The sequence below is a fragment of the Anaerovibrio sp. RM50 genome, assembly GCF_000622005.1.
In the GTDB taxonomy this organism is placed as follows: Bacteria; Bacillota; Negativicutes; order Selenomonadales; family Selenomonadaceae; genus Anaerovibrio.
In genome coordinates this window covers 246,762-269,370 of record NZ_KK211383.1, presented here as the reverse complement: position 1 = coordinate 269,370, position 22,609 = coordinate 246,762, and the positions used below count along the sequence as shown (strand labels likewise).

The following is a 22,609-nucleotide window of genomic DNA, read 5'->3' as shown; positions in this document are numbered from 1 at the left end:
AGCACCCTTCGGGTACTAGGCTTCGCCGTCGGTGCCAGTAGGGTTGATGAGGTGTTCAAACAAGGGAGGTTAACGATATGAGCAGCTTTAAGCATAAAATAAACAATAAGAGGAAAAAGCAGCAGGAAAGCATTGCATTGAAGGAATTGGTAGATCTGAAAAAGCAGATGAAGGAACAATTTGATGCAAAAAAGTACGTGGAAGCCATGGACACCATGGCAGAGATTGCTGAGCACAAAAAGATGGACCCTGAGATTATGTTTATGGGAGCTGCATGTTATTTTATGACCGGAGATAATGAGCGGGCCACCAAATGGATAAATAACACTTTGTCCTATGACCCACAGAATGTAGGGGCCAGAATTTTGTTGGGGCGGCTGTGCCTTACTGAGGGTAAAACAGAGCAGGGGTTTGATGTCTTGACCTTCGTGGTGGAGAACCAGAAGGTTGCAATGACTGAAAAGGATAAGGAACAGTTACTGGGAATATTAAAATATTGCAATGACAACATAGGTGGGGAATTGGAAAAGCATCCTTCTCTATTTGAATATTTTAAAGCCAATGATGGCGAAAAATTGCCAACATTGCTGGAACGGGTACCAACCGGTGAAGCTGCTGGAAATGGCGGGGCAAGTAAGGCAAAGGCTGCAGTGGATCGTCTGAAGGAGCTGCTACACAAGAGCAAAGGACAGAAGTCCGAAAAGCAGCCAATGCAGGAGAAAAATAAGGTTAATGAGCCAGCAACTGAAGATATTCCTACAACTGTATATGAGAATAAAACAGCTAAAACTACTGCTGTCAAGGAAGGAGCTGAGTCAGCGACGGAATTCATGAATAAGGTGATGAGCAGCAATATATCATTGCGGGAAAAAATTCAGAGCCTTAACAACTACGCCTCCGGACTGTATTTGAATGATGATTATGACGGGGCCTTAAAGCTCTTGAAGAAGGCATTGGAAATTGACAGCCGTGACCCATTTGTGTTACGGAATATTGCTTATGTTTGTGTGGCAATGAAGGACAAGGAAAAAGCCCTGGCTTTTGCCAAGGCTTTGCCAATGATGGATTTCGGATTATTGAAGGCCATAAAGGGTCATTGCCATGAATAACCGGATTAAGATTTTGGTATACGTAACAAGTATGGGCCACCCATCAATGAAGCGGATTACCAATGATATCCTTCAGGGATTTTCCCAGTTGGGTTATAAAGTGGTGCTGGCGGATTTAAATGATGGCTCCTCAATGCTGGGAGCCCGGCATTTACTTTTGAATGGGGAGATAGCCTGTAGTGTTGGTGTGAATTATAGTGCCAAGACAATGGTGGATACAGAAGATCGCTGCGTATATGAGTATTTGGATACGCCCTTCGTGTCCATTATGCTGGATGCTCCCTACAATGTTGCCACTGGGGATATTGGTTTCCCCTGCAAAAATCATTTTGTATGTGTATTGGATAAAACCCATCTGGAGGCATTGAAGCTGTGCTATCCTGACAAAAAGTTTGCAGGAAGCATGCTGCTGCCACTGGGAGGGAGCAGCAGTGAACATGAGGAGGACATTTTTAGTTCCGAAAGGCCTCTGGATGTAGTATATAGTGCGGCCCTGTATAAGGGGGGCACTTTTGAGCCGGGCTGGCACGAATATGAACAGAATCCCTATATTATAGGCATATTGGATGATGTGGCAGATTATATGCTGTCAAATCCTGTAAGTACCCTAACTGCCTTGCGGGCAGTGCTTGAGTCCAGAGGCTTGTACGGGGATGATTATGTCCAGAAGATGACTCCACATCTTTTCAGCCTGTTCCACTTTGTAAAGCATCGCCGGCGGTATAATGCCTTGGAAATTCTTACAAAAGAGGATATTCCCGTGGAGGTGTACGGCAAGGGGTGGGAAAATGTTCCCTTTGCCAATAAATTGAATCTCCATGGGGAGGTGGATTATGAGGAAGTGCTGGAGGCATTTTCCAAGGCCAAGGTGGTTTTCCAGGATCAGGCTGAATACAACAACGGAGGCCATGACAGAGTCTTTACGGCAATGCTGCACGGTGCAGCGGTGGTCAGTGAATACAGCACCTATTTGGCAGAAAAGTTTGAGGTCAATAAGGACATTTTCCTTTTTGACTGGAAACATACCACCAGTCAGGTGCAGACAGTAAAAGAATTGCTTAATAATGAATCACTGCGCCTCTCCACTGCCATAAGTGCCTATGGCAAGGCCAGCGCAAACCATCGCTGGGTGAACAGGGCTGCGGGCATTATGGAAATGGTTTCTGTTTTGGGAAGATGATTAGTTATATCCCAGCTCAGTTACAGGCAATTCCTTTATTCTCAGCCGTTGCTTCATCAGCCACGGCATCAGCAGTGCTTCCCCCATGAAGCCAATGACGCGGCTATGGGGTGGCTCTGCTATCTGAGTGAAATCGATGCGGTTGGCAGCTTCCAATACTATTGGGAACAGCCAGCTGCAATAAGCGTCAAATACGTGACGATGGGTGATGAACATATTGAAGGCATGGCCGGAGTTGTGACGGGACAAGGCAAATAAAAAGGCCTCTTCATAGTCTGGCGCAACCTTCCTTATAACTTCCAGAAAAATTTTCTTGATGGCTTCGTAGAAGTCGTAGCCAAAAAATTTTCTGAAGCAGTCCTCAGTATTTCCGTAAGGAACACTGCGGCGAAGAATAATATCATGGTTTCTTAATAATTGTTTAATTTTTTGTTCGTCAAGAAAGCTGTGGCTATCTGAAATATAGCTGTCGGCCTTTTCATTTACAAAAAATCTATGATAGTGGGCGGTGCCGATAATCTCAGATGTTGTATTTTTCCACATCCAGTAAATGGCAGTAAGCTCATTGATATAAGGATTTAAAAAGGAAATATTTTCCTTTGTATCATCTCCGGGGAGACCAAAGCCTTCACCGCCATTTTTTCCTGCATGGATAGGGTGATAGATGGGTGGAAGTTTTGGCAGATTGTAAGGTTTATGGCATATAACAAAGATTTCTGTGTCCTGCTTGTTATATTCCAACAGGAGCCATGAAGTGTTTTGTGCCTGCAACCATTTGGCGTTTAAATTTAGGGCTGCATAATCCAGATTTTTTAGGGCTTTATGAGCCAGAGAATTTGTTTCAACCTGAATAAGGGCATATTTCCAGGAGCCATAGGTGGTGTTAATGAGCTGGATATAGTCATCCGTTTGGCGGATCTTCATTATAAGAAGCATATCAAAGTGCTGGAGCAAGATATCATCCAGTTTATGAAATGTCCTACTGTAGATATTGTCCCATATTGGCCAATAATCCCCGGTCTCAATGCCAATAAGCTCCAAGTCCTTTGGTATTGGCAGATTATAGGGTTTTAATTCAGCATAGTGGGTACGGTTTCGGGTGGTGCTGACACCGTCTGCAAAATATAAATCCACATCAAGAAGGCTATGGATATTTTGGTCCTTTATAATTTTCAGAAGCGACTGTTCGTCATCCACGTTGTACTCCACTTTATTGCGGATATGGTAAATATAGGTGTCATAGGAAATAATTTTAAATTGGGGGATTTGAGCCAAGGCACAGGCCTTATAAATTTTGTTAAACTGGCTTGTGTCGGTTATGATAACGAAATCAAAGGCTGTTTTTCCAAGCTGTTCAACAGTTACCACCGGAAGCTGCCGGCCATTTAATTCAATTTTTGGGGGTGTTGATTTATCAAGGGAAAGGGTTCCAACAGCAACGATGGTTTCCTGTGACCAATCATCAATGTGAAGTTCATTCCCAAGTCCAAAAAGGGCGATTTTCCTGCTCATGGTATTATCTCCTTTGTAATACCTCATCCGGCTCGCTTGCTCGCCACCTTCCCCAGAGGGGAAGGCTGGGTGATGAGGTTGTTAGATTTATCTTACTAGAGCCTTGTGGAAAAGGCAAGAAAGAGGTTTTATATGCACAAGTATCCTTTATTTTATTTTTCCATAAGAAAGGACAGTATAATGCCTGATCAAATCGAGCGGCTGCTGCTGTTTGAAAAGGCTGTTGGTGATGTTAAGCAGGAAACTGGAGTTGCCGGGCTGAAATTTGATTTTAATGCAGGGGCCAGGGTAGAGGTTCCTGCCGGAAACTGGCATATAAAAGTATCAGATTTTGATACTGGCATGGTGGGGTTTGATGGGGAAATTTCTGAACAAGTGCTGATTTCTCTGGAGAAATACTATGTTCATTGGTATATAGAAGCTTGGCTTGACGGGGAAAAGGTTTTTGAGCATTTGCAGGATTTGAACAATCAGAAATTATATATATTTATGGTAAATGGTGTGCTGGGAGATACTGTTTCCGTTTTGCCTTATGTAAAAATGCTGCAAGATAAATATCATGCGGATATTACATTGTTTCCCCCAGACAGCTTTAGGGATTTGTGCGGTGAATATTTGCCGGGGGTGACGGTGCAGACTGAAATCCCGGATGATTGCTATGCCTCATATTGTTTGGCTGTATTTGACTATCCACCATATCTTATACCAGATGATTCCCGCCAATGGCCACCATTTCGTTCAGCCCAGGTCATATTGGGACTCCATGAAAAGGCGGAGGATATTCATTATTATCCAACGGCACCCCGGGAAATACAGGAAAAATACGTATGCATTGCCGTTCAGGCTTCCGGCATAATGAAGCGGTGGCTATATCCCGAGGGTTGGGATATTGTGGTGGAATATTTAAAGAGTCTGGGATATCGGGTGTTGTGTATTGATGCCTATGTGGCAGAGATAGAGCGGGGCTATGAGGTGAGAAAACCGGACGGGGCTGAGGATTTTACTGGGCGGAAACCACTGATGGAACGTATAAATTTATTGGCTTACGCTGACTTTTTTATAGGTCTGGGCAGTGGACTCTCCTGGCTGGCCCATGCCTGCGGAATCCCAGTGGTGCTGATTAGCGGATTCAGCTTGCCTATTGCTGAATTTGACACACCATATCGTATATACAACCAGTATGTTTGTCATGGATGCTACAATGATTTAAAGGTCAGATGGAAGGATGGATGCCCGTATCATCTGGGGACCGACAGAGAGTTTGAATGCAGCAAAGCTATAACACCATTACAGGTGGTGCAGGCTATTGAACGTCTTATGGTTGATAACGGACTGGAGGCCGATTAATGAATTTTAAGACCAGTATAGTAATTTTAAATTACAATACCATAGATTTTATTCAGGCCTGTGTGGAGAGTATCAGGGCCTTTACCCAGGAAGGGCAATATGAAATTATAATAGTGGATAATGGATCCAAAGACGGTTCCGTGGAATGGCTGAAGGAGCAGGAAGACCTAAAATGCATTTTTAACCAGGAAAACGTGGGCTTTCCAAAAGGGTGTAATCAGGGGATGGAGATTGCTACTGGAACGGAGATAATGCTGCTGAATAGTGATGTTATCGTGACACCCCGTTGGCATGAGCAGATGATAAAGGCTCTTTATAGCAGTGAAGATGTGGGAGCAGTGAGCTGCGTGACCAGTGCATGCTCTAACTTTCAGCAGATTCCTGTGCCATACAAAACTATGGATATAGATGTGTTGCTGGATTTTGCCGAAAAATATAATCACAGCAATCCTTCCTTATGGACCATGCATTTTACCTTGGTGGGGTTTTGTCTTATGTTCAGACGAAAAATTTACGACGATTTGGGAGGTCTGGATGAGCGGTTTACCCCTGGAAATTACGAAGATGATGACTATTGCTTCCGCATAATGAAAGAGGGATACAAGCTTCTACTGTGCCGTGATACGTTTATTCATCATTATGGCAATGGGACCTTCGTGAAAAAACGCACACCGGAGGAGGAACGGGCCCACACTGAAAAATTCATGGCTTTGTTAAAGAGAAATTTTGCGTATTTCCAAGAAAAATGGCAGGTGCGGGATAAAAAATATAAGGATTATTCTGAGGGATTATTTGCCTTGGATAATTACGTAAAGGAAAAACAGCGGGTGCTTATTGTGGCCAGAAATCGATTGGCGTATATTTGTTACTTAATGTTTCAGAGGAAAAATCTGGAAATTGACTATCTGACGGACAATCAACTGGATTATGATTTAATGCATCATCATTGCAATATTAAGTTATGTGATGATTTGCTTAAAGGGGCCAGGAATCTCGGGGGAAAGTATAAGGCCGTGCTGATATCAAATACAATACTGGATTACCCCGATTATTCAAGGTTAAAGGACTTGCTGGTTGAACACTGTGATGGGGCATTGGTGGAAGAAGAGCCCTACAGGCAGGCATAATAGAAATGATAAGGCATTGATAATAAGAGTTTAAAGAGTGAAGGGGATAAATATGATTGACAGATTTTCTCTGTTGTATGGAGCGGGTACAAGAACGGTAAGTTTTGCCAAAGAACAAGGAATAGTTGCAGCAACAGTGGGAGATGGTTCCTATGTAGGGGATGCCAGTGCTGAATATGGTAGCACAAAATGTCATGTGCTGATAGGACGATATAGCTCCATAGCTCACAGGGTGACCTTTGAGGTGGGGCTTAATCACGATTACCGCTATGCCACAACCTACCCTTTTGATGACATAAAGATAAATGATCCTGTTAATATAAATCATTTTGATGAGGCCAATAAAAATCAGATTGTTATTGGCAATGATGTGTGGATTGGCTGTGATGTTATTATATTGGGAGGGGTGCATATTGGTAACGGGGCGGTGATTGGTGCCGGAGCCGTTGTGGCCAAGGATGTACCGCCTTATTCCATTGTGGTGGGCAATCCTGCCAGGGTCATCAAATATCGTTTTGAGCCGGAGGTTATTCAGCGGCTGCAAAAAATCAAGTGGTGGTACTGGCCAGCAGAACAGATAAAGGCCAAGTATCCATTGATGAAGGACATGGATCGTTTTCTGGCAGAAAGCAAGGACTTGAACATTGATGATAATGCGGATGAGACGGTTCAGGCGTTGCAGGCTTTAAAAGAAGATGGCTACTACATTTACTATATGGTGGCGGACTTTAACATATCTGATCCGGTGTGGCGCAGTGTCCTAAAGGAATATTTGAATAATTTCTCCGACGATAATAAGGTATTGCTGGTGGTGGAAATAATAGGACAAGGGAATGAGGCGTTTTTGGACGAAATGGCCAAAATGGTGGAGGACCGTGGGCCTGATGCTCCAATAGTTGTTACCCATCCAAATACCAACGTAATCAGTAAAGCACTGTTAAAACTGATAGATACATTTATTACCACCAAGGATGATTCATCCTCGGTGGTGGTGGATTTCCTGTCTGAGATGGATGCGAAAATTATTTATGGTCTTGACTACGGCGGACATATTTTTATCAATTCCCCGGCCAAAAAGCGGGAACGGCCTCTTTTGACCATTGGCATTCCAACCTATAACCGCAGCAAGTATCTTGACAGATGTCTGGGGGCTATTCTTGACGACATTGGCAATGATGACAGCATTGAAGTGTTGGTTTCGGATAATAACTCGGCTGATAATACCCAGGAGATTCTGGAGAGATATAAGAAGAAGTATTCTAATCTGCGGGTGGTAAGGCAGGAGAAAAATGTTGGTGCAAATGGCAATTATGAATATCTGTGGGATAATGCCAGTGGTGAGTATATAAATTTAATTGGTGATGATGATTATATCTTGCCGGGGGTCATGAAATATTGGAAGAAGGTATTGAGCAGTAATCACCAAATATCTGTAGGAATAGAAATTGGTGGCAGTGAAGGATTAGATTATAAACTTGGTGAAGGAATCAATGCTTACGTTAATGAAGCTTCTTTTTTGATTACTTACATTTCTGGTTTCCTTTTGAAAACGGATTTGCTGAATATAGAAGAATATCGCAAAAAAATGAAAGACCTTGGCTTTGATAAATACAGGTTACAACAAATTGCTTTACAGCTTGAAGTATTGCATAAATTGCCTAATTTTATGTGTCTCCATGGTAATTTTTTCACACCTGACACCGGGGACAGTGTTTTTGTGACGCCGGAGGTTCATTTACAGAAGGGGATGGATACTGGGTTATCTGATATAGGCAGAGTTTTTATAAAAGAATATTATGATATTTTGGGTTACTACCGTTCTTATGGACTTACAGAAGAAACTATCCATAAAGATAAAATGAAATTGTATGATAGTTTTTTATTAACTTGGAGCAAGCTTGTGGCTGACCAGAGGGTTCGGTGGGGTGGTAATGCCATATTGCCTATGTTTGATAAATATTATGCCAGTGAACCGTACTATAAGGAGGCTCGATCTAATTTGGCAGAAATTTTGAAGGACTTGGATCCTCGTATCAAGGAAGACCTTGGAGATCAAGGCGAATTATTTGATGGAAAAGACTAGGGGTGGATAACCTATGAAAGTTGTACTTTTAGCTGGAGGTATGGGGACAAGAATATCTGAGGAATCTGATTATCGGCCAAAACCTATGGTGGAAATAGGCGGCATGCCCATCCTGTGGCATATTATGAAGGAATACAGCCATTATGGATACAATGATTTTATTGTCTGTGCCGGCTATAAGCAGCACATGATAAAGAAATGGTTTGCGGATTATTTCTTTTATATGTCGGATATTACCTTTGATTTTCGCCATGACAACAAGATGATAGTTCATAATCGTCAGACTGAGCCTTGGCAGGTTACGGTGGTGGATACGGGATATAAAACCATGACTGGTGGCCGTATAAGGCGCATAAAGGATTATATAGGAAATGAATCTTTTATGATGACCTACGGTGACGGCGTTTGCGATGTAAATATTTCTGAGCTGGTGGATTTTCATAAGAAAATGGGGGGCATGGTTACACTGACCGCCGTAAAACAGCGCCAGCAAAAGGGTATATTGGATATTGGACTTAATAATACAGTCAGGGCCTTTCGTGAAAAGGCAGCTGATGATGGGGCTCCTATTAATGCCGGTTATATGGTGCTGGAGCCCGGGGTTTTTGATTATATAAAAGATGATCAGACAGTTTTTGAGACGGATGTGCTTCAAAAGCTGGCGGAGCAGGGTGAATTAAAGAGCTTTGAACATACAGGATTCTGGCAGTGTATGGATACCCTGCTGGAAAAACGGTTGCTGGAAAAGCTGTGGGATAGCGGTCAGGCCCCTTGGAAGGTTTGGGAGTAAACAAATTTTGGAGGCAAAGTAATGAGCTGGAAAAATGAGGCTGAAGCCAGAGAACAAATAAAAGACATGGTGGCAAAATACTACCATGATTTTAAGGAGAATAAGACACCATTTAAGGAAGGGGACAGAATCAGCTACGCTTCCCGGGTGTTTGACGAAAAGGAAATGCAGGCCCTTACTGATGCCATGCTGGATTTTTGGCTCACTACTGGCAGATTTTCCGATGAGTTCGAGAAGGAGTTTGCAAAATGGATTGGGGCTAAGTATGTTCATTTGGTAAATTCCGGTTCTTCTGCCAACCTCATTGCTTTTTCTGTGCTTACAGCCTCTGAATTAGGCGATAGACAGATAAGACGCGGGGATGAGGTTATTACTGTTGCCTGCGGATTCCCAACCACCGTTGCACCAATTATTCAGTATGGTGCTATTCCGGTATTTGTGGATGTGACTGTTCCCCAGTACAACATTGATGTGACTAAACTTGAGGCAACTCTTAGCAATAAAACCAAGGCTGTGATGATTGCCCATACTTTAGGCAATCCTTTTGATTTGAAAGCTGTTAAGGAATTCTGTGATAAGCATAATCTTTGGCTTGTTGAGGATAATTGTGATGCATTGGGTACTAAATATACTATTGATGGTGTGACGAAATTCACTGGTACCTGGGGGGATATTGGCACATCTTCCTTTTATCCGCCACATCACATGACCATGGGTGAAGGTGGTGCAGTATACACAGATAATCCGTTGCTGCATCGCCTCATTTTGTCCTATCGCGATTGGGGGCGGGACTGCATTTGTCCTTCTGGTCATGATGGAGTCTGCGGTCATCGTTTTGACAAGCAATTTGGAGAGCTGCCATTTGGCTACGACCATAAATATACTTATAGTCATTTCGGCTATAACCTTAAAGTTACTGATATGCAGGCGGCTATTGGCTGTGAGCAGTTAAAGAAGTTCCCTGGTTTTATCGAAAGGCGAAAGCATAATTGGTCGAGACTCAGAAAAGCCTTGGAGTGCGTAGAGGACAAGTTGATTCTGCCAGAGCCTGCGGAAAATAGCGACCCATCATGGTTTGGCTTCCTGATTTCTGTTCGCCCTGAAAGCAGCTTAGACAGAAATAATATTACAAAATATTTGGAAGCTCATAAGGTTCAGACAAGACTCTTGTTCTCCGGCAATCTCATTAAACATCCGGCCTTTGACCAGATACGGGGCACAGACGCCTATAGGGTAGCTGGAAGTCTGGAAGTGACAGATTTTGTTATGAACAGCACTTTTTGGGTTGGTGTATATCCTGGCATGACGGACGAAATGATTGATTATATGGCTAAGGTTATTGTTGAAGCTGTGAATCAATAAGCATTATGTAGATGGCGCAAATATAACGAGGGGGAGGTATGAAATGGCAGAAGCAAAGTACGAATTATACGTTTTTGATTTGGATGGTACTTTGATAGACAGTTCTCCGGGGATTTTAAAAACAATCCGTTATACTTTAAATTTGTTCAATAAATATATTCCTGAGGATGATGTCTTAAAGGCTTTTGTTGGACCACCGCTGAAAAAATCCTTTGAGTCCCTTTCTGATGTAAATGCTAATGAAGCTGAGGAAATGGTTAAAGCTTTTCGGCAGGAATATAAAAAGGGAGAAATTCTTAATGCCAATCTATATGATGGCATTGTTTCCTTGTGCCAAAAACTACAAGATGATGGTATAAAGATGGCAATTGCAACCAACAAGCCGGAGCAGTTCGCTCAAAACCTGGTGAAGCATTTTCATTTGGAAGGTTTTATTCCAGTGGTATGCGGGGCAGATATGGAAGGCATGCTCAAAAAAGCTGACCTAATAAAAAAGGCGATGGATTTCTCAGAAGTGACGGATAAGAAAAAAGTGGTAATGGTAGGTGATACCTCTGGTGATGCCATAGCTGCTGAGGAATGTGGTGTTGATTTCATCGGTGTGACCTATGGATTTGGTGATTGGAAATCAGCAATATATCCTATGGTGAAATTAGCTGACTTCCCAAGGGAAATATACTAATGTATTGTGGGGAATTAATATGGGAAAGCTGGATAATAAGACAACAATAGTAACTGGTGGTACTTCAGGTATTGGCAAAAGTATAGTGAAGCATTTTCTCAGCGAGGGTGCTCAAGTAATCTGTGTTGGTAGGGATAAAAGCAAGGTTGGTGATTTGCTTTCTAATAAAGATTATGAGAGCAGATTAATTTTTTTTGAGTCAGATATAAGTAAAGAAGATGGAATCAGTAAATTAGAAGCCTATGTAAAAAGGAATTATAGTCACTTGGACATTTTGGTAAATTGTGCCGGGATTTGGCATACTCATAGGTTAGAAGACGTTACATACGATGAATTTGATTTGATATTCAAAACCAATACGGCTTCAGTTATTTTTATGACCAAGGCTTTTATGCCGCTGTTAAAGGAAGCAAGGGGGAATATTGTTAATGTGTCCTCCATAGGTGGTTTGGAGCGGCATATTGCAGGGCGGAGCCAGTATTTATATGCAGCTTCTAAAGCAGCAGTTATACAGTTTTCACAGCTATGTGCACTTAATTATGCTGATGACGTCAGAGTGAACTGTATCTGCCCAGGGCCTACAGATACACCTATTTATTTGAATAGGGATTTTTCATGGGTAAAAGATCAGATTCCTATGGGGCGTTTGGGAAAAGCAGGGGATGTTGCCAAAGCGGCTGTTTTTTTGTGTTCAGATGATGCAGATTATATTACTGGAAGTATTGTTACTGTAGATGGCGGTGCTTCATTGAAATAGGGGAAATATTATGGTGCAGTTACGTCACGTGGGTATATATGTTCATAGCTTAAAACGAGAAACAGAATTTTATCGACAGGTATTTAATATGCATGAGATATGCAATGATGTTGAGCAAAAAGATGAATTAATAGATGAATTGTTATCTGTTCATGAATCCGTAAGGATAACAAAACTTATTACTGAGCATGGTAAACTGACCGGATCAGGTGACATGGTTGAATTGGTGGAGTACCCAAATTCACCATATAAAGACTCTGTAGACTATGAAATATATAAAACTGGCGTTATGCACTTGGGCTTTGGAATAGATGATATGGATGCAACTCTATCCCGCCTAAAAAAAATGGGTGGTAAGCAAAAAACATCTGTTCATATAATGGCAAATGGTAATAAATGTTGTTTTTGCCAAGATCCTGAGGGCAATTGGCTTGAATTGATTGAGAGGAGACAGGCATAATGAGAGTAAAGGTATCAGATTATATAGCTGATTTTTTAGCTGATAATCAGATTACAAATATATTTACCGTAGTTGGTGGCGGCGCCATGCATATGAACAATTCCTTTGGTCACCATCCACGCCTTACGTGTATTTATAATCACCATGAGCAGGCGTCAGCCATGGCTGCTGAGGCTTATGCAAGGGTTAATGAGAATATGGCTGCATTGTGCGTAACCAGCGGTCCTGGTGGTATTAATGCCATGAATGGTGTGGCTGGGGCCTATATGGATTCTATTCCAATGTTGGTTTTTTCAGGACAGATGAAGCGGGAGATGACAACACGCTACACCAAGTTGCCCGTGCGGTCATTGGGGAGCCAGGAATTTGATATAGTTTCTGCGGTTAAAGGAATGACGAAGTTTGCAGAAATGATAGATGATGCGATGAAAATTCGTTATTATCTTGAAAAAATGTTGTATATTGCCCGGAATGGCCGTCCAGGGCCATGCTGGTTGGATGTTCCATTGGACATTCAGGGCGCCATTATTGAAACTGATGAATTGGAAGGCTTTAATCCATCTGAGTTGTCTTGTAAGGAGACTGTGCCTTCGGATAAAGTGATGCAATCTGTTATTGAGCACTTGAAAACGGCGAAACGTCCTGTTCTTTATGTTGGTAACGGTGTTCGTATTGCCAAGGCCATGGAGCCTCTATTCAAGTTAATAAATACTTTGCGTATTCCTGTAGTTACTTGTTGGAATAGTGTGGATATTATTGCAACAGATCATCCTGATTATTGCGGCCGGGGTGGTATTATGGGAGACAGATCAGGAAATTTTGCTGTGCAAAATAGTGATTTTTTACTGTGTATCGGTACCAGATTAAATATTTTGCAGGTAGGCTACAATGTTAAAACATGGGCCAGAGCAGCTTATACTGTGATGGTGGATATAGATGAAGCAGAGCTACAGAAGCCAACAATACGTATTGATTTACCGATTTGTGCTGACGCTAAGGTGTTTTTGGAAAAATTGAATGCGCTGATTACAACAGATATGGAGGTTCCGGATGAGTGGCAGAATCAGTGCAGAACATGGAAAAAGAAATATCCGGTGGTAAGCGAAGGCCAGTACAAGCAGAAAGATAAGGTAAATGTTTATGCATTTATGGATTTGTTGAGTCGTCTATTGCCAGAAGGTACAACTACCGTAGTTGCCAATGGTTCTGCAAGTGTGGTAGGAAGCCAGACATGGTTTGTTAAAGAAAAAAGCCGCTTTATATTAAATTGTGCAGTGTCTTCTATGGGATATGATCTGCCGGCGGCAATCGGTGTATCTGTGGGGACGGGGAATGGTGCTGTATACTGCATCGCCGGTGATGGCAGTATTATGATGAATTTGCAGGAATTACAGACTATTGTAACGAATGGTTTACCTATAAAGATTTTTGTTATTAATAATCAAGGATATCACCAGATACGACAGACTCAGAATAATATGTTCAATGAAGGGCTTATCGGCGTCGGCCCGGAGAGTGGTGATTTGGGCTTTCCAAGTTTTGAAAAGCTGTCAAATGCCTTTGGAATGTCGTATGTGGCCATAAAATCCAATGAAGAACTTAAAGAAAAACTTGAACAGGTTATAGATATGAAGGGTATTGTCCTTTGTGAAGTTTTTGTATCTATTGAGCAGAAGTTTGAACCAAAGTCGGCAACCAAAAGAATGCCGGATGGGCGGCTGATATCGCCTCCATTGGAGGATTTGGCACCGTTCCTGCCGCGGGAGGAACTGAAAGAGAATATGTATATACCATTAATAAGTGAGGAATAGGGGGAAGTGCAGTGGATATTATCAATATTCATTCCAGTTTATATGACTATACTGTGGAGTTCGTGGAGGACTTTTCCAATAAATTAGGGGAGTTTAGCGATACGACAGCGTATGTTATTGATAAAAATGTATATGATTTATATGAAGACAGATTCAAGCAGTTACCCAAGAATCAAATATTTTTTATGGATGCTGTGGAATCTGAAAAAAATATGAACACTGTTATGAAAATCATTACTTTTCTGCAAGAACTGGGTGTCCGCAAAAATTGGAAGGTTGTTTGTTTTGGCGGTGGTATTACTCAGGATGTGACGACTATAGCCAGCAATTTGTTCTTGAGAAATGTTGATTGGTATTTTTTCCCAACTACGTTACTTTCCATGTGTGACTCCTGTATAGGAGGAAAATGTGGTATTAATTATCGGCATATAAAAAATCAGATTGGAGTATTCTATCCACCAAAGAAAATTTTTATTGATGTGCGTTTTTTGGATACTCTGACTAAAGGTGATTATATTAACGGTTGGGGTGAGCTGCTTAAGTTCTCATTGACCAGTGATGAAAGGTTTTACAATGACTTAAAGCGGGAAAATCAGTATATTCCATGCAGTAAAATTGCTGAGTATATTCATCGTGGACTTTTTGAGAAAAAGAAGGTTATTGAGGCTGATGAATTTGAATCGGATTTACGTCGGGTATTGAATTATGGACATACATTCGGACATGCTTTAGAAGCCTATACTGATAATCGAATTCCTCATGGCACTGCAGTAATATGGGGCATAGATGTTGTGAATTACATCGCTGTTAAAGAAGGATTAATATCTGCGGAATATTATTTGGATGTTAAGGCCCTGATAAAGAAGGCATTTATTACAACAGAAATAGAAATAGCAGAGCCGGATAAGCTTTTTGACATAATAAAAACGGATAAAAAAGTAAAGGGCAATGTTCTTAGTTTCGCTATGTTGGATAAGCCAAGTCATTTGATGGTATATCCAATGGCTCTTGACGAAAAGCTGCGTGCTATGTTCCATCAGTATCTGGAGGATACTCATGAATATTATAACCATTGATTGTGGTGCCAGTTTCTTAAAAGGTGCATTGTTTGAGGACGAACATTTAGTAAAAAAAACACAGCGTCAGGCTCCAAAAGTTAATACAAATGATTGGCATGTACCAACGCAAATCAATTACCTTATGGATGCAGTCAGATCTATGTTTCGTGAACTGACTCGGGGGTATAATGAGGTGGTTTTGTGTATATCCAACGAGATGCATGGATTTATTTTGACAGATGAAGATGATAATCCGTATACGGATTATATTTCCTGGCAGATGGAGTTTGGCAATGTTCCCTTAGCCGGGAAAAACGGTATGACCAGTTTACAGATGTTGTCTGCTGAAAAATATCGTGATGAGATCATGAAAAGCGGTATGCCGTTAAGGGCTGGTCTGCCTAATGTAAATCTTTTATATTTGCAGCATAATTTGCCATGGGATAAAAAGAAAGGTGTTCTGCGGTTCTTTACTTTGGGAGATTACATTTTATATGGTTTATCCGGGAAAATAAGTTACTGTCATCCGACTAATGCTGCTGCCACTGGGCTGATGGATTTGGAGACAGGTACTTGGAATAAGAAAATGGTTTCCTTGACAGCTGGAACCAAAATTCAATTTCCGGAGGTAGGTACGGGAGGAATCACCTTTGTTTTTGAAGGCGTCAATGTTTATGCGTTGCCAGCAGTTGGAGATCAACAGGCGGCCTTGTTAGGTGCCGGATTAAAGGAAAAAAATGAAATATCCTTTAATTTAGGGACAGGGGCTCAGGTGAGTTGCCTGGTTGATGGTTTGGATTATTCTGGTGAATACCAGATTCGTCCATTTTTCGCCGGAAAATATATAAAGACGATTCCCCATCTGCCATCGGGACGAGCATTGAATGTATATTTCCGATTTGTGAGGGAAACAGCCACCAGATTTTGCCCTGATGTTGATGATGTTACAATATGGGAATGGATTTTGGATAATGTTAAACAAAGTAATATTTCCGATATGGAATGTGATTTAAGCTTTTTTGCAAATCCAATTACCAATAGAACCAGAGGAAGTATTAATAATATAGGCGAATATGATTTCAATATTGGAAATCTCTTCGGGACATTATTTCGTCAGATGGCAGATAACTTTATGATGGCTGCCAGACGAATTATGCCGGAGGAGAGCACCGTCACAAAGATTGTTTTTTCTGGGGGGATAGCCAGAAAAATATCGTTTATACGAGAAAGGATTTTGAAAAACTACCATACAGGTATTGAGTTTAGCGTAGGAAAAGATGAGACTCTTTACGGGTTGGCAAAATATGCAGTAGAGTATAAATAACAGGGAGGGCGAATAACCATGGCAAAAAAAATTAAGTTATTGGATTGTACATTGCGGGATGGGGCTTATATTAATAGCTCAAAGTTTGGTGTGCCAGCATTAAAAGGTATCATCAAAAAAATGCAGGATGCTGACGTGGACATAATCGAGTGTGGTTGGCTTAAAGATGCTCCCCATGAGGAAGGCAGTTCCTATTATCATGTACCAAGTGATATGGAGCAGTATCTTTTGGACCACAGCGACCGTTATACGTATGTTGCCATGATTGACTGGGATCGTTATGATACCACTGCTCTGCCGGAATGTGATCATAAGTCTATTAATGCTGTACGTGTAGTGTTTCCCCGTGGTAAAGCCAAGGAAGGAATGGAAGTGGGCCAAAAGATTCGTGATAAGGGCTATCAGGTGTATTTGCAGGCTGCCAACACCCTTGGCTATTCTGATGAAGAATTGGAAGAACTTGCTGAGTGTGCAAATAATTTTAAACCTGTTGCTTTATCAGTAGTGGATACCTTTGGTGCCATGTATTTTACTGATTTGGAGCATATTGTAAAATTCCTGGATGAGCGGCTGGACAAATCTATTCAGCTCGGATTCCATTCCCATAACAACAAGCAATTATCCTTCGCCTTAACCATGCGCTTTGTGGAGCTTTTGGAAAATAGCGGTCGTGGTGTGGTGGTTGATGCCAGCCTGTCCGGTATGGGCCGTGGTGCCGGTAACGCCACTACTGAGCTTGTGGCTAATTATTTAAACGAAAAGCAGCATGGTAATTATGATATGAACGCTATTCTTGATGCCATAGATATGTATATTGATGGAATCAGGGAGCAATATAGCTGGGGATATTCTACACCTTATTTTATTGCTGGTATGTATCAGTGCCATGTAAATAATATCGCTTATTTGCGGAAAAACCATCGCACTAATGCCCGTGATATGAGAAATGTTATTTCTTCCCTTAGTGTTGAGGAACGTCGTCACTATGACTATGATTTGCTGGAACAGCGGTATATGGAAAATCAAAACCGCCAGATTGATGATGAAGCAGTAATGAGTGGTCTTAAAAAAGAATTCAAGGGCAGAAAGATCCTGCTGTTGGCACCTGGTAAATCCATAAATGACTGTGAAGATAAGGTGAAAGACTTCATTACAAGGGAACAGCCTGTGGTTATAGGTGTTAATGCAATTAATACCAAGTACAATTATGACTATGTATTATTTGTAAATCATATTAGGTATGACTATGCAAGAGAAGCCTATGCAGAGACTTTTGCTCAGGTAAAGAAGATTGTTCTTTCCAATATACATACCAAGGCCAAGGAAAAAGAGTTTATTGTCAACTTTAATCATGCTATAAAGCGTGGTTGGGTGCATTTTGATAATGCAGTAATTTGCGCTTTGAGATTTTTGGGACGTTTAGGTGTAAATGATGTGGCATTGGCTGGTTTTGACGGATTTAAGACCATGTACAACGAAAGCTATGCAGATCCATCATTACCAACCCTTAACCCGGATAACAAATGGGATGAACTAAATGAGGAAATTAAGGATATGTTCAGGGACGTAAAACTTTCAGTGGGCAGTAAAATGCAAATTGAATTCGTAACGGAAAGTATTTTCGATGTGTAGCAGGTATTAGGTGGAGGCTTTATGGTGACCGAGAACGAGAAAAAAGTGGTTGGTGAAGTACCATTTTCTGAGGCATATATAAATAATAGGGTAAAGCTCTTTGATAAAGTTCCCCTTGAAATGCCACTATGTGTCTCTATTGAACCCAGCAATATTTGTAACTTCAAATGTTTAATGTGTTGGCAGAGTACGGAAGAATTTAAAAAATGTGCAACACCGTTTATGAATATGAGCATGGAAGTATTTGAAAAAACTATTGCTGATTTAAAGGAAATGAAGTCTAAAACCGGGAAACGACTGAAGTTATTAAAGTTTTATTTTCGTGGAGAGCCATTGTTGCATTCTGAAATTGGCAATATGCTGAAAATTGCACAAGAAGCGGATATCGCTGAATGCACAGAAGTTACGACAAATGCTTCATTGCTGACGCCGGATTTAGCCCGTACCTTTGTGGAATATGGATTAGATTATTTTAGGGCATCCATTTATTCTGTAATACCTGAAAATCAAAAACGGATAACACAAACTTCGGTTACCCCGGAAACAGTAAAAAACAATATTGAGTATTTACGGAAATATCGTGATGAAAAGGGTGCTAAAAAGCCATTTATATGTGCAAAAATAATGGATTCCCATGGTGATGAAAATAATATATTCAAGAAAATGTATGAAAATATAGCTGATGAGACCCTTGTGGATGTTCCATGGGATTTGGCAGGAACAGAGGAAAAAGCCCTTGATAAACTTTATGGTGGAACGGATGAAGGAGAAAAAGCCAGAAAGAAGTATGAAGACACACAAAATAAAAGCAAAAGAAATAATGTGTGTCGCTATCCTTTTACACACTGCATAGTTGAAGCAGACGGTAAAGTGGTTATTTGCTGCATGGATTGGCCCGGAATGACAAATATTGGTCACATTATGGAGGAATCTCTTTATGATATTTGGCATGGGAAAAAATTATATGATTTTCGTGTTATGCAGCTAAAAACTTGTGGATCCGGCCATCCCCTTTGTGATGATTGTGCTTTGCCATTGCAGAATAAGCCAGAAGATGAACTATATGGTTTTCCGGTTGAGAAGCTTTCATTTAAGGAATGATGTTAGGGGGCTTCAAAATGGGAAACATTGAGATTAAGGATGTTTTGGCTGATAAAAATATCACCACTGATATGGAAGACATTTTTCAGCGTGATATTCCGTTACGTGAATTGTATGGAAAGACCATATTAATATCAGGTGCGACTGGTATGTTGGCATCTTATGTTGTTTATTTCCTAATTTGGCTAAATGAAGTTCAAGATGCCAATATTAACATTATTGCATTGGCTCGCAAGCAGCATAAATGTCAGGAACGATTCGGGAAATATTTGGAGCGGGATTATTTTAAGCTACGTATGGATAATATTTTGGAGCCACTTAGTATAGATGTGGATATAGATTATATTATCCATGCCGCCAGCCTTGCCAGTCCCCAATATTATGGAACCAACCCTGTGGACGTGGCGGCACCAAATGTTATTGGTACATATAATTTATTGGAATTGGCTCGTCTCAAAAAGGTGAAAAGATTTCTGTATTTTAGTTCTGGTGATGTTTATGGTAGGATGCCGGAGGGAATAGGTGAATTTTCTGAGCAGGAAATGGGAACAACTGACCCTTTGGAGCCACATAGCTGTTATAGCGAAAGTAAACGCATGGGGGAAACTCTTTGTGCGTCATATTTCAGGCAATATCGTGTTCCAACGACAATAGCCAGAATAGGGCACACTTACGGGCCAACGATGGATATATCAAATGATCCTAGAGTTTTTTCTTCGTTTATGAAAAATGTTTGTGAAGGAAAGGATATTGTACTGCGGAGTGATGGCACTGCAAAACGGCCATTTTGTTATATCGCCGATGGGGTGGCAGCGTATTTGCTGATACTATTGCGGGGAGAACCAGGAAATGCCTACAATGTGTGCAATACGGACCAATTTATTAGCATGAATGAACTGGCAGAGGTAATGGTAAACCTTCGGCAGGATGTTAATCTGCGGGTAGTACATGAAGGCGTGAGGTCAGACAGTAAATACGTGGAAAACAAGGATAACATTGAAAATTGCCCTAGCTCAGCCAAACTCAAGAAGCTGGGATGGAAATGCCATTTTGATGTTAAAGAGGGATTTAGCAAGGTATATAGCTTTCTGAAGGAAAGAAATGAGTGAAAGTATGACTATTATTGAATTACGCAAGGCCTATAAAGAAGGCAAAATTGAAAAGAAGCTATATTGGCGCATGCTAAGGGAGCATTTCTTGCCACTTATAGAGTTACAAAAGAGCATAAAAGATTCCGGTGATGATTGTTCTGTAGAAATTAACAGAAATGATATTATACTTACCAGGGACGGGATAAAGCTTGCTTTTGATTTTTCCCAAACTTTTTGCCGTGCAGAGGGGATTTTAGCCCTTGGTGGAAACCCTGAGCAGGAGGATTTTGACTATATAAGTTCATTAATCAAGCCTGGTGATGTGGTGTTGGATATTGGGGCTAACGTTGGTTTGGTTAGTATTTCCTTACTGAAGGCTCAGCCAGAAGTAGGTAAAATATACGCCTTCGAACCATTGCCGGACACCTTTGCCAAAATGAAGCATAATCTCGAATTAAACGGACTGCCAGAGAAAATATGTCCTGTGAATTTAGGGATGTCAGATAAGGTTGGAACATTTGATTTTTTCTTACCAGGAGAGAATGAGGCTGCTTCCATGCAGCCTAATATGGATGATTTCTATATGCAGGAAAGCGTGGACGGTCATTACACCGGGGTTAAGAAAATGGATAAGGTTGAATGTAAGGTCACAACCTTGGATGAGTATGTAGAAGAAAACAATATTGGCAGAGTAAACTTCATCAAAATAGATGTGGAGGGTAATGAAAAGAATGTCCTATCGGGGGGGGCAGATGTGCTTAAAAAATACCACCCTGTCGTTTATTGTGAAATGTTGCGTAAACATGCGGCAAGGTTTGCTTATCATCCTAATGAGATAATTGAGTACATGAAATCATTGGGATATTCCTGTTATACATTACATGATGGGGAATTAATTCCGTTTGCGGAAATGACAGAGGATACTGTGGAAACGAATTTCTTTTTTATTTTTTAGTACATAATAATGTAAATTTTTATAAGGAACATTAAAGGAGACTGGGTTTAATATGTTATGTAAAGTATATGTTTGGGGGATAGGAAGATTTACAGCTACATATATTGATGATTTTATCGATGAAGCACATGTTGCAGGGTACATAGATACCTATTCAAATAAAGGAACATATAGGGACAAAAAAGTATATCGTCCTCACGAGATGAAAGAAAAGGATTATGATGCTATTTTGGTTACGCCATGTGAAACAGAAGAAATAGAAAAGGAATGCATAAGAGAAGGAATAGATATAAGCAAGCTCATATACCTACATCATAATTTTTTACTGAAGGATAAAAACAAGGATTATACGTTTGTTGAGAAAATCATTGGGCATAAAGCAGCACAACGTTTGCAATCACAATGTAAACTGATTACCCCTCCACCACCTACATCGTGGAGTGCGGATGATCAAGATGACTGCGTTGATGCATTTTCAAATGTACAGAAAAAATTGTTTAGCACTATTTCAGAATATGACTTCGTAAGATTAAAATCTCTTGAACTAGTAGTAAAAGAAATAAAAAAACGGAATTTAAGCGGTTCAGTTGCGGAATTAGGCGTTTTTCGCGGTGAATTTGCTCAATATATACATTACGCATTTTCTGACAGAAAGTGCTATTTATTTGACACGTTTCAAGGTTTTGATGTAGATGAAGCAAAAAGAGAAATGGCCGTTGGAAATATAAATGATGATTTGTATACTTTATTCCAAGATACTTCTGTCGATAATGTCTTAAAAAAGATGGTTAAACCAGACAACATTGTTATTAAAAAAGGAGTATTTCCTCAATCGCTGGAGGGCTTGGAAGATGAATTCGTTTTTGTGTCACTTGATGTTGATTTAGAGGATTCTATTTTTGAAGGATTAAAATACTTTTATCCACGTCTTGTCCATGGTGGGTATATTTTTGTACATGATTACACCAGCAGATGTTTGGGTGTAGAGGTTGCTGTTGATAAGTATGAGAAAGCTATGAAATGCATATTACCAAAGGTTCCTTTGTTGGATGTAAATGGTACTTTGGTTATAACGAAATGAATGAACTGAGATCTGTAGTGGTCAAATGCCACATTGGATATGCGCAACCAGTTTAAGGAAGTGGCGGAAAATCAACTTTGCGTAAGGTATCCTTTGGATACGTGCTTTTTTATTGATTTTATGGTTTAGGGGATCAATCCTTTGCTT

General features: G+C 40.7%; 19 protein-coding genes. 18 read left to right on the top strand and 1 reads right to left on the bottom strand.

Annotated elements, in window-relative coordinates; all coding sequences use genetic code 11:
* Positions 1-77: 77 nt before the first annotated feature.
* Both T525_RS0112565 and T525_RS0112560 read left to right on the top strand, forming a co-directional pair.
* The gene (locus T525_RS0112565) at positions 78-1,109 is read left to right on the top strand and encodes a tetratricopeptide repeat protein (protein WP_027407463.1); all 1,032 of its coding nucleotides are present in this window, start codon (positions 78-80) and stop codon (positions 1,107-1,109) included.
* A complete protein-coding gene (locus T525_RS0112560; RefSeq protein WP_027407462.1) occupies positions 1,102-2,289 on the top strand; it encodes a glycosyltransferase in 1,188 nt (395 codons plus the stop codon). Before T525_RS0112565 ends, T525_RS0112560 begins: the two co-directional genes overlap by 8 nt.
* Here T525_RS0112560 and T525_RS0112555 read toward each other — a convergent pair whose 3' ends face one another.
* Positions 2,290-3,801 carry a DUF4422 domain-containing protein gene (locus tag T525_RS0112555; protein WP_027407461.1) on the bottom strand — a complete coding sequence of 504 codons (1,512 nt, stop codon included), beginning with the start codon at positions 3,799-3,801 and terminating at the stop codon, positions 2,290-2,292.
* A 180-nt stretch (positions 3,802-3,981) separates the two neighbouring features.
* On the opposite strand from T525_RS0112555, the gene T525_RS15245 reads away from it, so the two are divergent.
* The 16 genes from T525_RS15245 to T525_RS15770 are packed head-to-tail and all read left to right on the top strand — an operon-like array spanning position 3,982 to position 22,462.
* Positions 3,982-5,148, top strand: coding sequence for an autotransporter strand-loop-strand O-heptosyltransferase (locus T525_RS15245; protein WP_198022698.1), 1,167 nt, complete (start codon positions 3,982-3,984; stop codon positions 5,146-5,148).
* Positions 5,148-6,275 (top strand): glycosyltransferase family 2 protein, encoded by a 1,128-nt coding sequence (locus tag T525_RS15240; RefSeq protein WP_051533595.1) that lies wholly within the window; start codon positions 5,148-5,150, stop codon positions 6,273-6,275. Before T525_RS15245 ends, T525_RS15240 begins: the two co-directional genes overlap by 1 nt.
* Positions 6,276-6,327: 52 nt before the next feature.
* Complete coding sequence (locus tag T525_RS16750) at positions 6,328-8,358, top strand: glycosyltransferase (protein WP_072031661.1); 2,031 nt, start codon at positions 6,328-6,330, stop codon at positions 8,356-8,358.
* Between the two features lie 13 nt (positions 8,359-8,371).
* Positions 8,372-9,148, top strand: a complete 777-nt coding sequence (gene rfbF / locus T525_RS0112535; protein WP_027407460.1) for a glucose-1-phosphate cytidylyltransferase — start codon at positions 8,372-8,374, stop codon at positions 9,146-9,148.
* Between the two features lie 21 nt (positions 9,149-9,169).
* Complete coding sequence (rfbH, locus tag T525_RS0112530) at positions 9,170-10,510, top strand: lipopolysaccharide biosynthesis protein RfbH (protein ID WP_027407459.1); 1,341 nt, start codon at positions 9,170-9,172, stop codon at positions 10,508-10,510.
* A 43-nt stretch (positions 10,511-10,553) separates the two neighbouring features.
* Positions 10,554-11,192, top strand: a complete 639-nt coding sequence (locus T525_RS15230) for an HAD hydrolase-like protein (RefSeq protein ID WP_051533594.1) — start codon at positions 10,554-10,556, stop codon at positions 11,190-11,192.
* A gap of 19 nt (positions 11,193-11,211) precedes the next feature.
* A complete protein-coding gene (locus T525_RS0112520; RefSeq protein WP_027407458.1) occupies positions 11,212-11,949 on the top strand; it encodes an SDR family NAD(P)-dependent oxidoreductase in 738 nt (245 codons plus the stop codon).
* A 10-nt stretch (positions 11,950-11,959) separates the two neighbouring features.
* Positions 11,960-12,409 carry a VOC family protein gene (locus T525_RS0112515; protein ID WP_027407457.1) on the top strand — a complete coding sequence of 150 codons (450 nt, stop codon included), beginning with the start codon at positions 11,960-11,962 and terminating at the stop codon, positions 12,407-12,409.
* A complete protein-coding gene (locus tag T525_RS0112510) occupies positions 12,409-14,220 on the top strand; it encodes a thiamine pyrophosphate-binding protein (protein WP_027407456.1) in 1,812 nt (603 codons plus the stop codon). The genes T525_RS0112515 and T525_RS0112510 overlap by 1 nt, the downstream gene beginning before the upstream one ends.
* 11 nt (positions 14,221-14,231) lie before the next feature.
* A complete protein-coding gene (locus tag T525_RS0112505) occupies positions 14,232-15,296 on the top strand; it encodes a 3-dehydroquinate synthase family protein (RefSeq protein ID WP_027407455.1) in 1,065 nt (354 codons plus the stop codon).
* Positions 15,277-16,602 (top strand): sedoheptulokinase, encoded by a 1,326-nt coding sequence (locus T525_RS0112500; RefSeq protein WP_027407454.1) that lies wholly within the window; start codon positions 15,277-15,279, stop codon positions 16,600-16,602. Before T525_RS0112505 ends, T525_RS0112500 begins: the two co-directional genes overlap by 20 nt.
* 18 nt (positions 16,603-16,620) lie before the next feature.
* A complete protein-coding gene (locus tag T525_RS0112495) occupies positions 16,621-18,234 on the top strand; it encodes a hypothetical protein (protein ID WP_027407453.1) in 1,614 nt (537 codons plus the stop codon).
* A gap of 21 nt (positions 18,235-18,255) precedes the next feature.
* Positions 18,256-19,335: a radical SAM/SPASM domain-containing protein gene (locus tag T525_RS0112490; protein ID WP_051533593.1), complete on the top strand. Its 1,080-nt coding sequence runs from the start codon at positions 18,256-18,258 to the stop codon at positions 19,333-19,335.
* Between the two features lie 17 nt (positions 19,336-19,352).
* Positions 19,353-20,444, top strand: a complete 1,092-nt coding sequence (locus T525_RS15225; protein ID WP_037325659.1) for an NAD(P)-dependent oxidoreductase — start codon at positions 19,353-19,355, stop codon at positions 20,442-20,444.
* Positions 20,437-21,381, top strand: a complete 945-nt coding sequence (locus T525_RS15220; RefSeq protein WP_051533592.1) for an FkbM family methyltransferase — start codon at positions 20,437-20,439, stop codon at positions 21,379-21,381. Before T525_RS15225 ends, T525_RS15220 begins: the two co-directional genes overlap by 8 nt.
* 52 nt (positions 21,382-21,433) lie before the next feature.
* The gene (locus T525_RS15770) at positions 21,434-22,462 is read left to right on the top strand and encodes a TylF/MycF/NovP-related O-methyltransferase (protein ID WP_051533591.1); all 1,029 of its coding nucleotides are present in this window, start codon (positions 21,434-21,436) and stop codon (positions 22,460-22,462) included.
* The last annotated feature ends 147 nt before the right edge of the window (positions 22,463-22,609 follow it).

Coding starts and splice junctions, on each gene's coding strand:
- T525_RS0112565 (WP_027407463.1), top strand. CDS start 78: ATGAGCAGCTTTAAGCATAAAATAAACAATAAGAGGAAAAAGCAGCAG.
- T525_RS0112560 (WP_027407462.1), top strand. CDS start 1,102: ATGAATAACCGGATTAAGATTTTGGTATACGTAACAAGTATGGGCCAC.
- T525_RS0112555 (WP_027407461.1), bottom strand. CDS start 3,801: ATGAGCAGGAAAATCGCCCTTTTTGGACTTGGGAATGAACTTCACATT.
- T525_RS15245 (WP_198022698.1), top strand. CDS start 3,982: ATGCCTGATCAAATCGAGCGGCTGCTGCTGTTTGAAAAGGCTGTTGGT.
- T525_RS15240 (WP_051533595.1), top strand. CDS start 5,148: ATGAATTTTAAGACCAGTATAGTAATTTTAAATTACAATACCATAGAT.
- T525_RS16750 (WP_072031661.1), top strand. CDS start 6,328: ATGATTGACAGATTTTCTCTGTTGTATGGAGCGGGTACAAGAACGGTA.
- rfbF (WP_027407460.1), top strand. CDS start 8,372: ATGAAAGTTGTACTTTTAGCTGGAGGTATGGGGACAAGAATATCTGAG.
- rfbH (WP_027407459.1), top strand. CDS start 9,170: ATGAGCTGGAAAAATGAGGCTGAAGCCAGAGAACAAATAAAAGACATG.
- T525_RS15230 (WP_051533594.1), top strand. CDS start 10,554: ATGGCAGAAGCAAAGTACGAATTATACGTTTTTGATTTGGATGGTACT.
- T525_RS0112520 (WP_027407458.1), top strand. CDS start 11,212: ATGGGAAAGCTGGATAATAAGACAACAATAGTAACTGGTGGTACTTCA.
- T525_RS0112515 (WP_027407457.1), top strand. CDS start 11,960: ATGGTGCAGTTACGTCACGTGGGTATATATGTTCATAGCTTAAAACGA.
- T525_RS0112510 (WP_027407456.1), top strand. CDS start 12,409: ATGAGAGTAAAGGTATCAGATTATATAGCTGATTTTTTAGCTGATAAT.
- T525_RS0112500 (WP_027407454.1), top strand. CDS start 15,277: ATGAATATTATAACCATTGATTGTGGTGCCAGTTTCTTAAAAGGTGCA.
- T525_RS0112495 (WP_027407453.1), top strand. CDS start 16,621: ATGGCAAAAAAAATTAAGTTATTGGATTGTACATTGCGGGATGGGGCT.
- T525_RS0112490 (WP_051533593.1), top strand. CDS start 18,256: ATGGTGACCGAGAACGAGAAAAAAGTGGTTGGTGAAGTACCATTTTCT.
- T525_RS15225 (WP_037325659.1), top strand. CDS start 19,353: ATGGGAAACATTGAGATTAAGGATGTTTTGGCTGATAAAAATATCACC.
- T525_RS15220 (WP_051533592.1), top strand. CDS start 20,437: ATGAGTGAAAGTATGACTATTATTGAATTACGCAAGGCCTATAAAGAA.
- T525_RS15770 (WP_051533591.1), top strand. CDS start 21,434: ATGTTATGTAAAGTATATGTTTGGGGGATAGGAAGATTTACAGCTACA.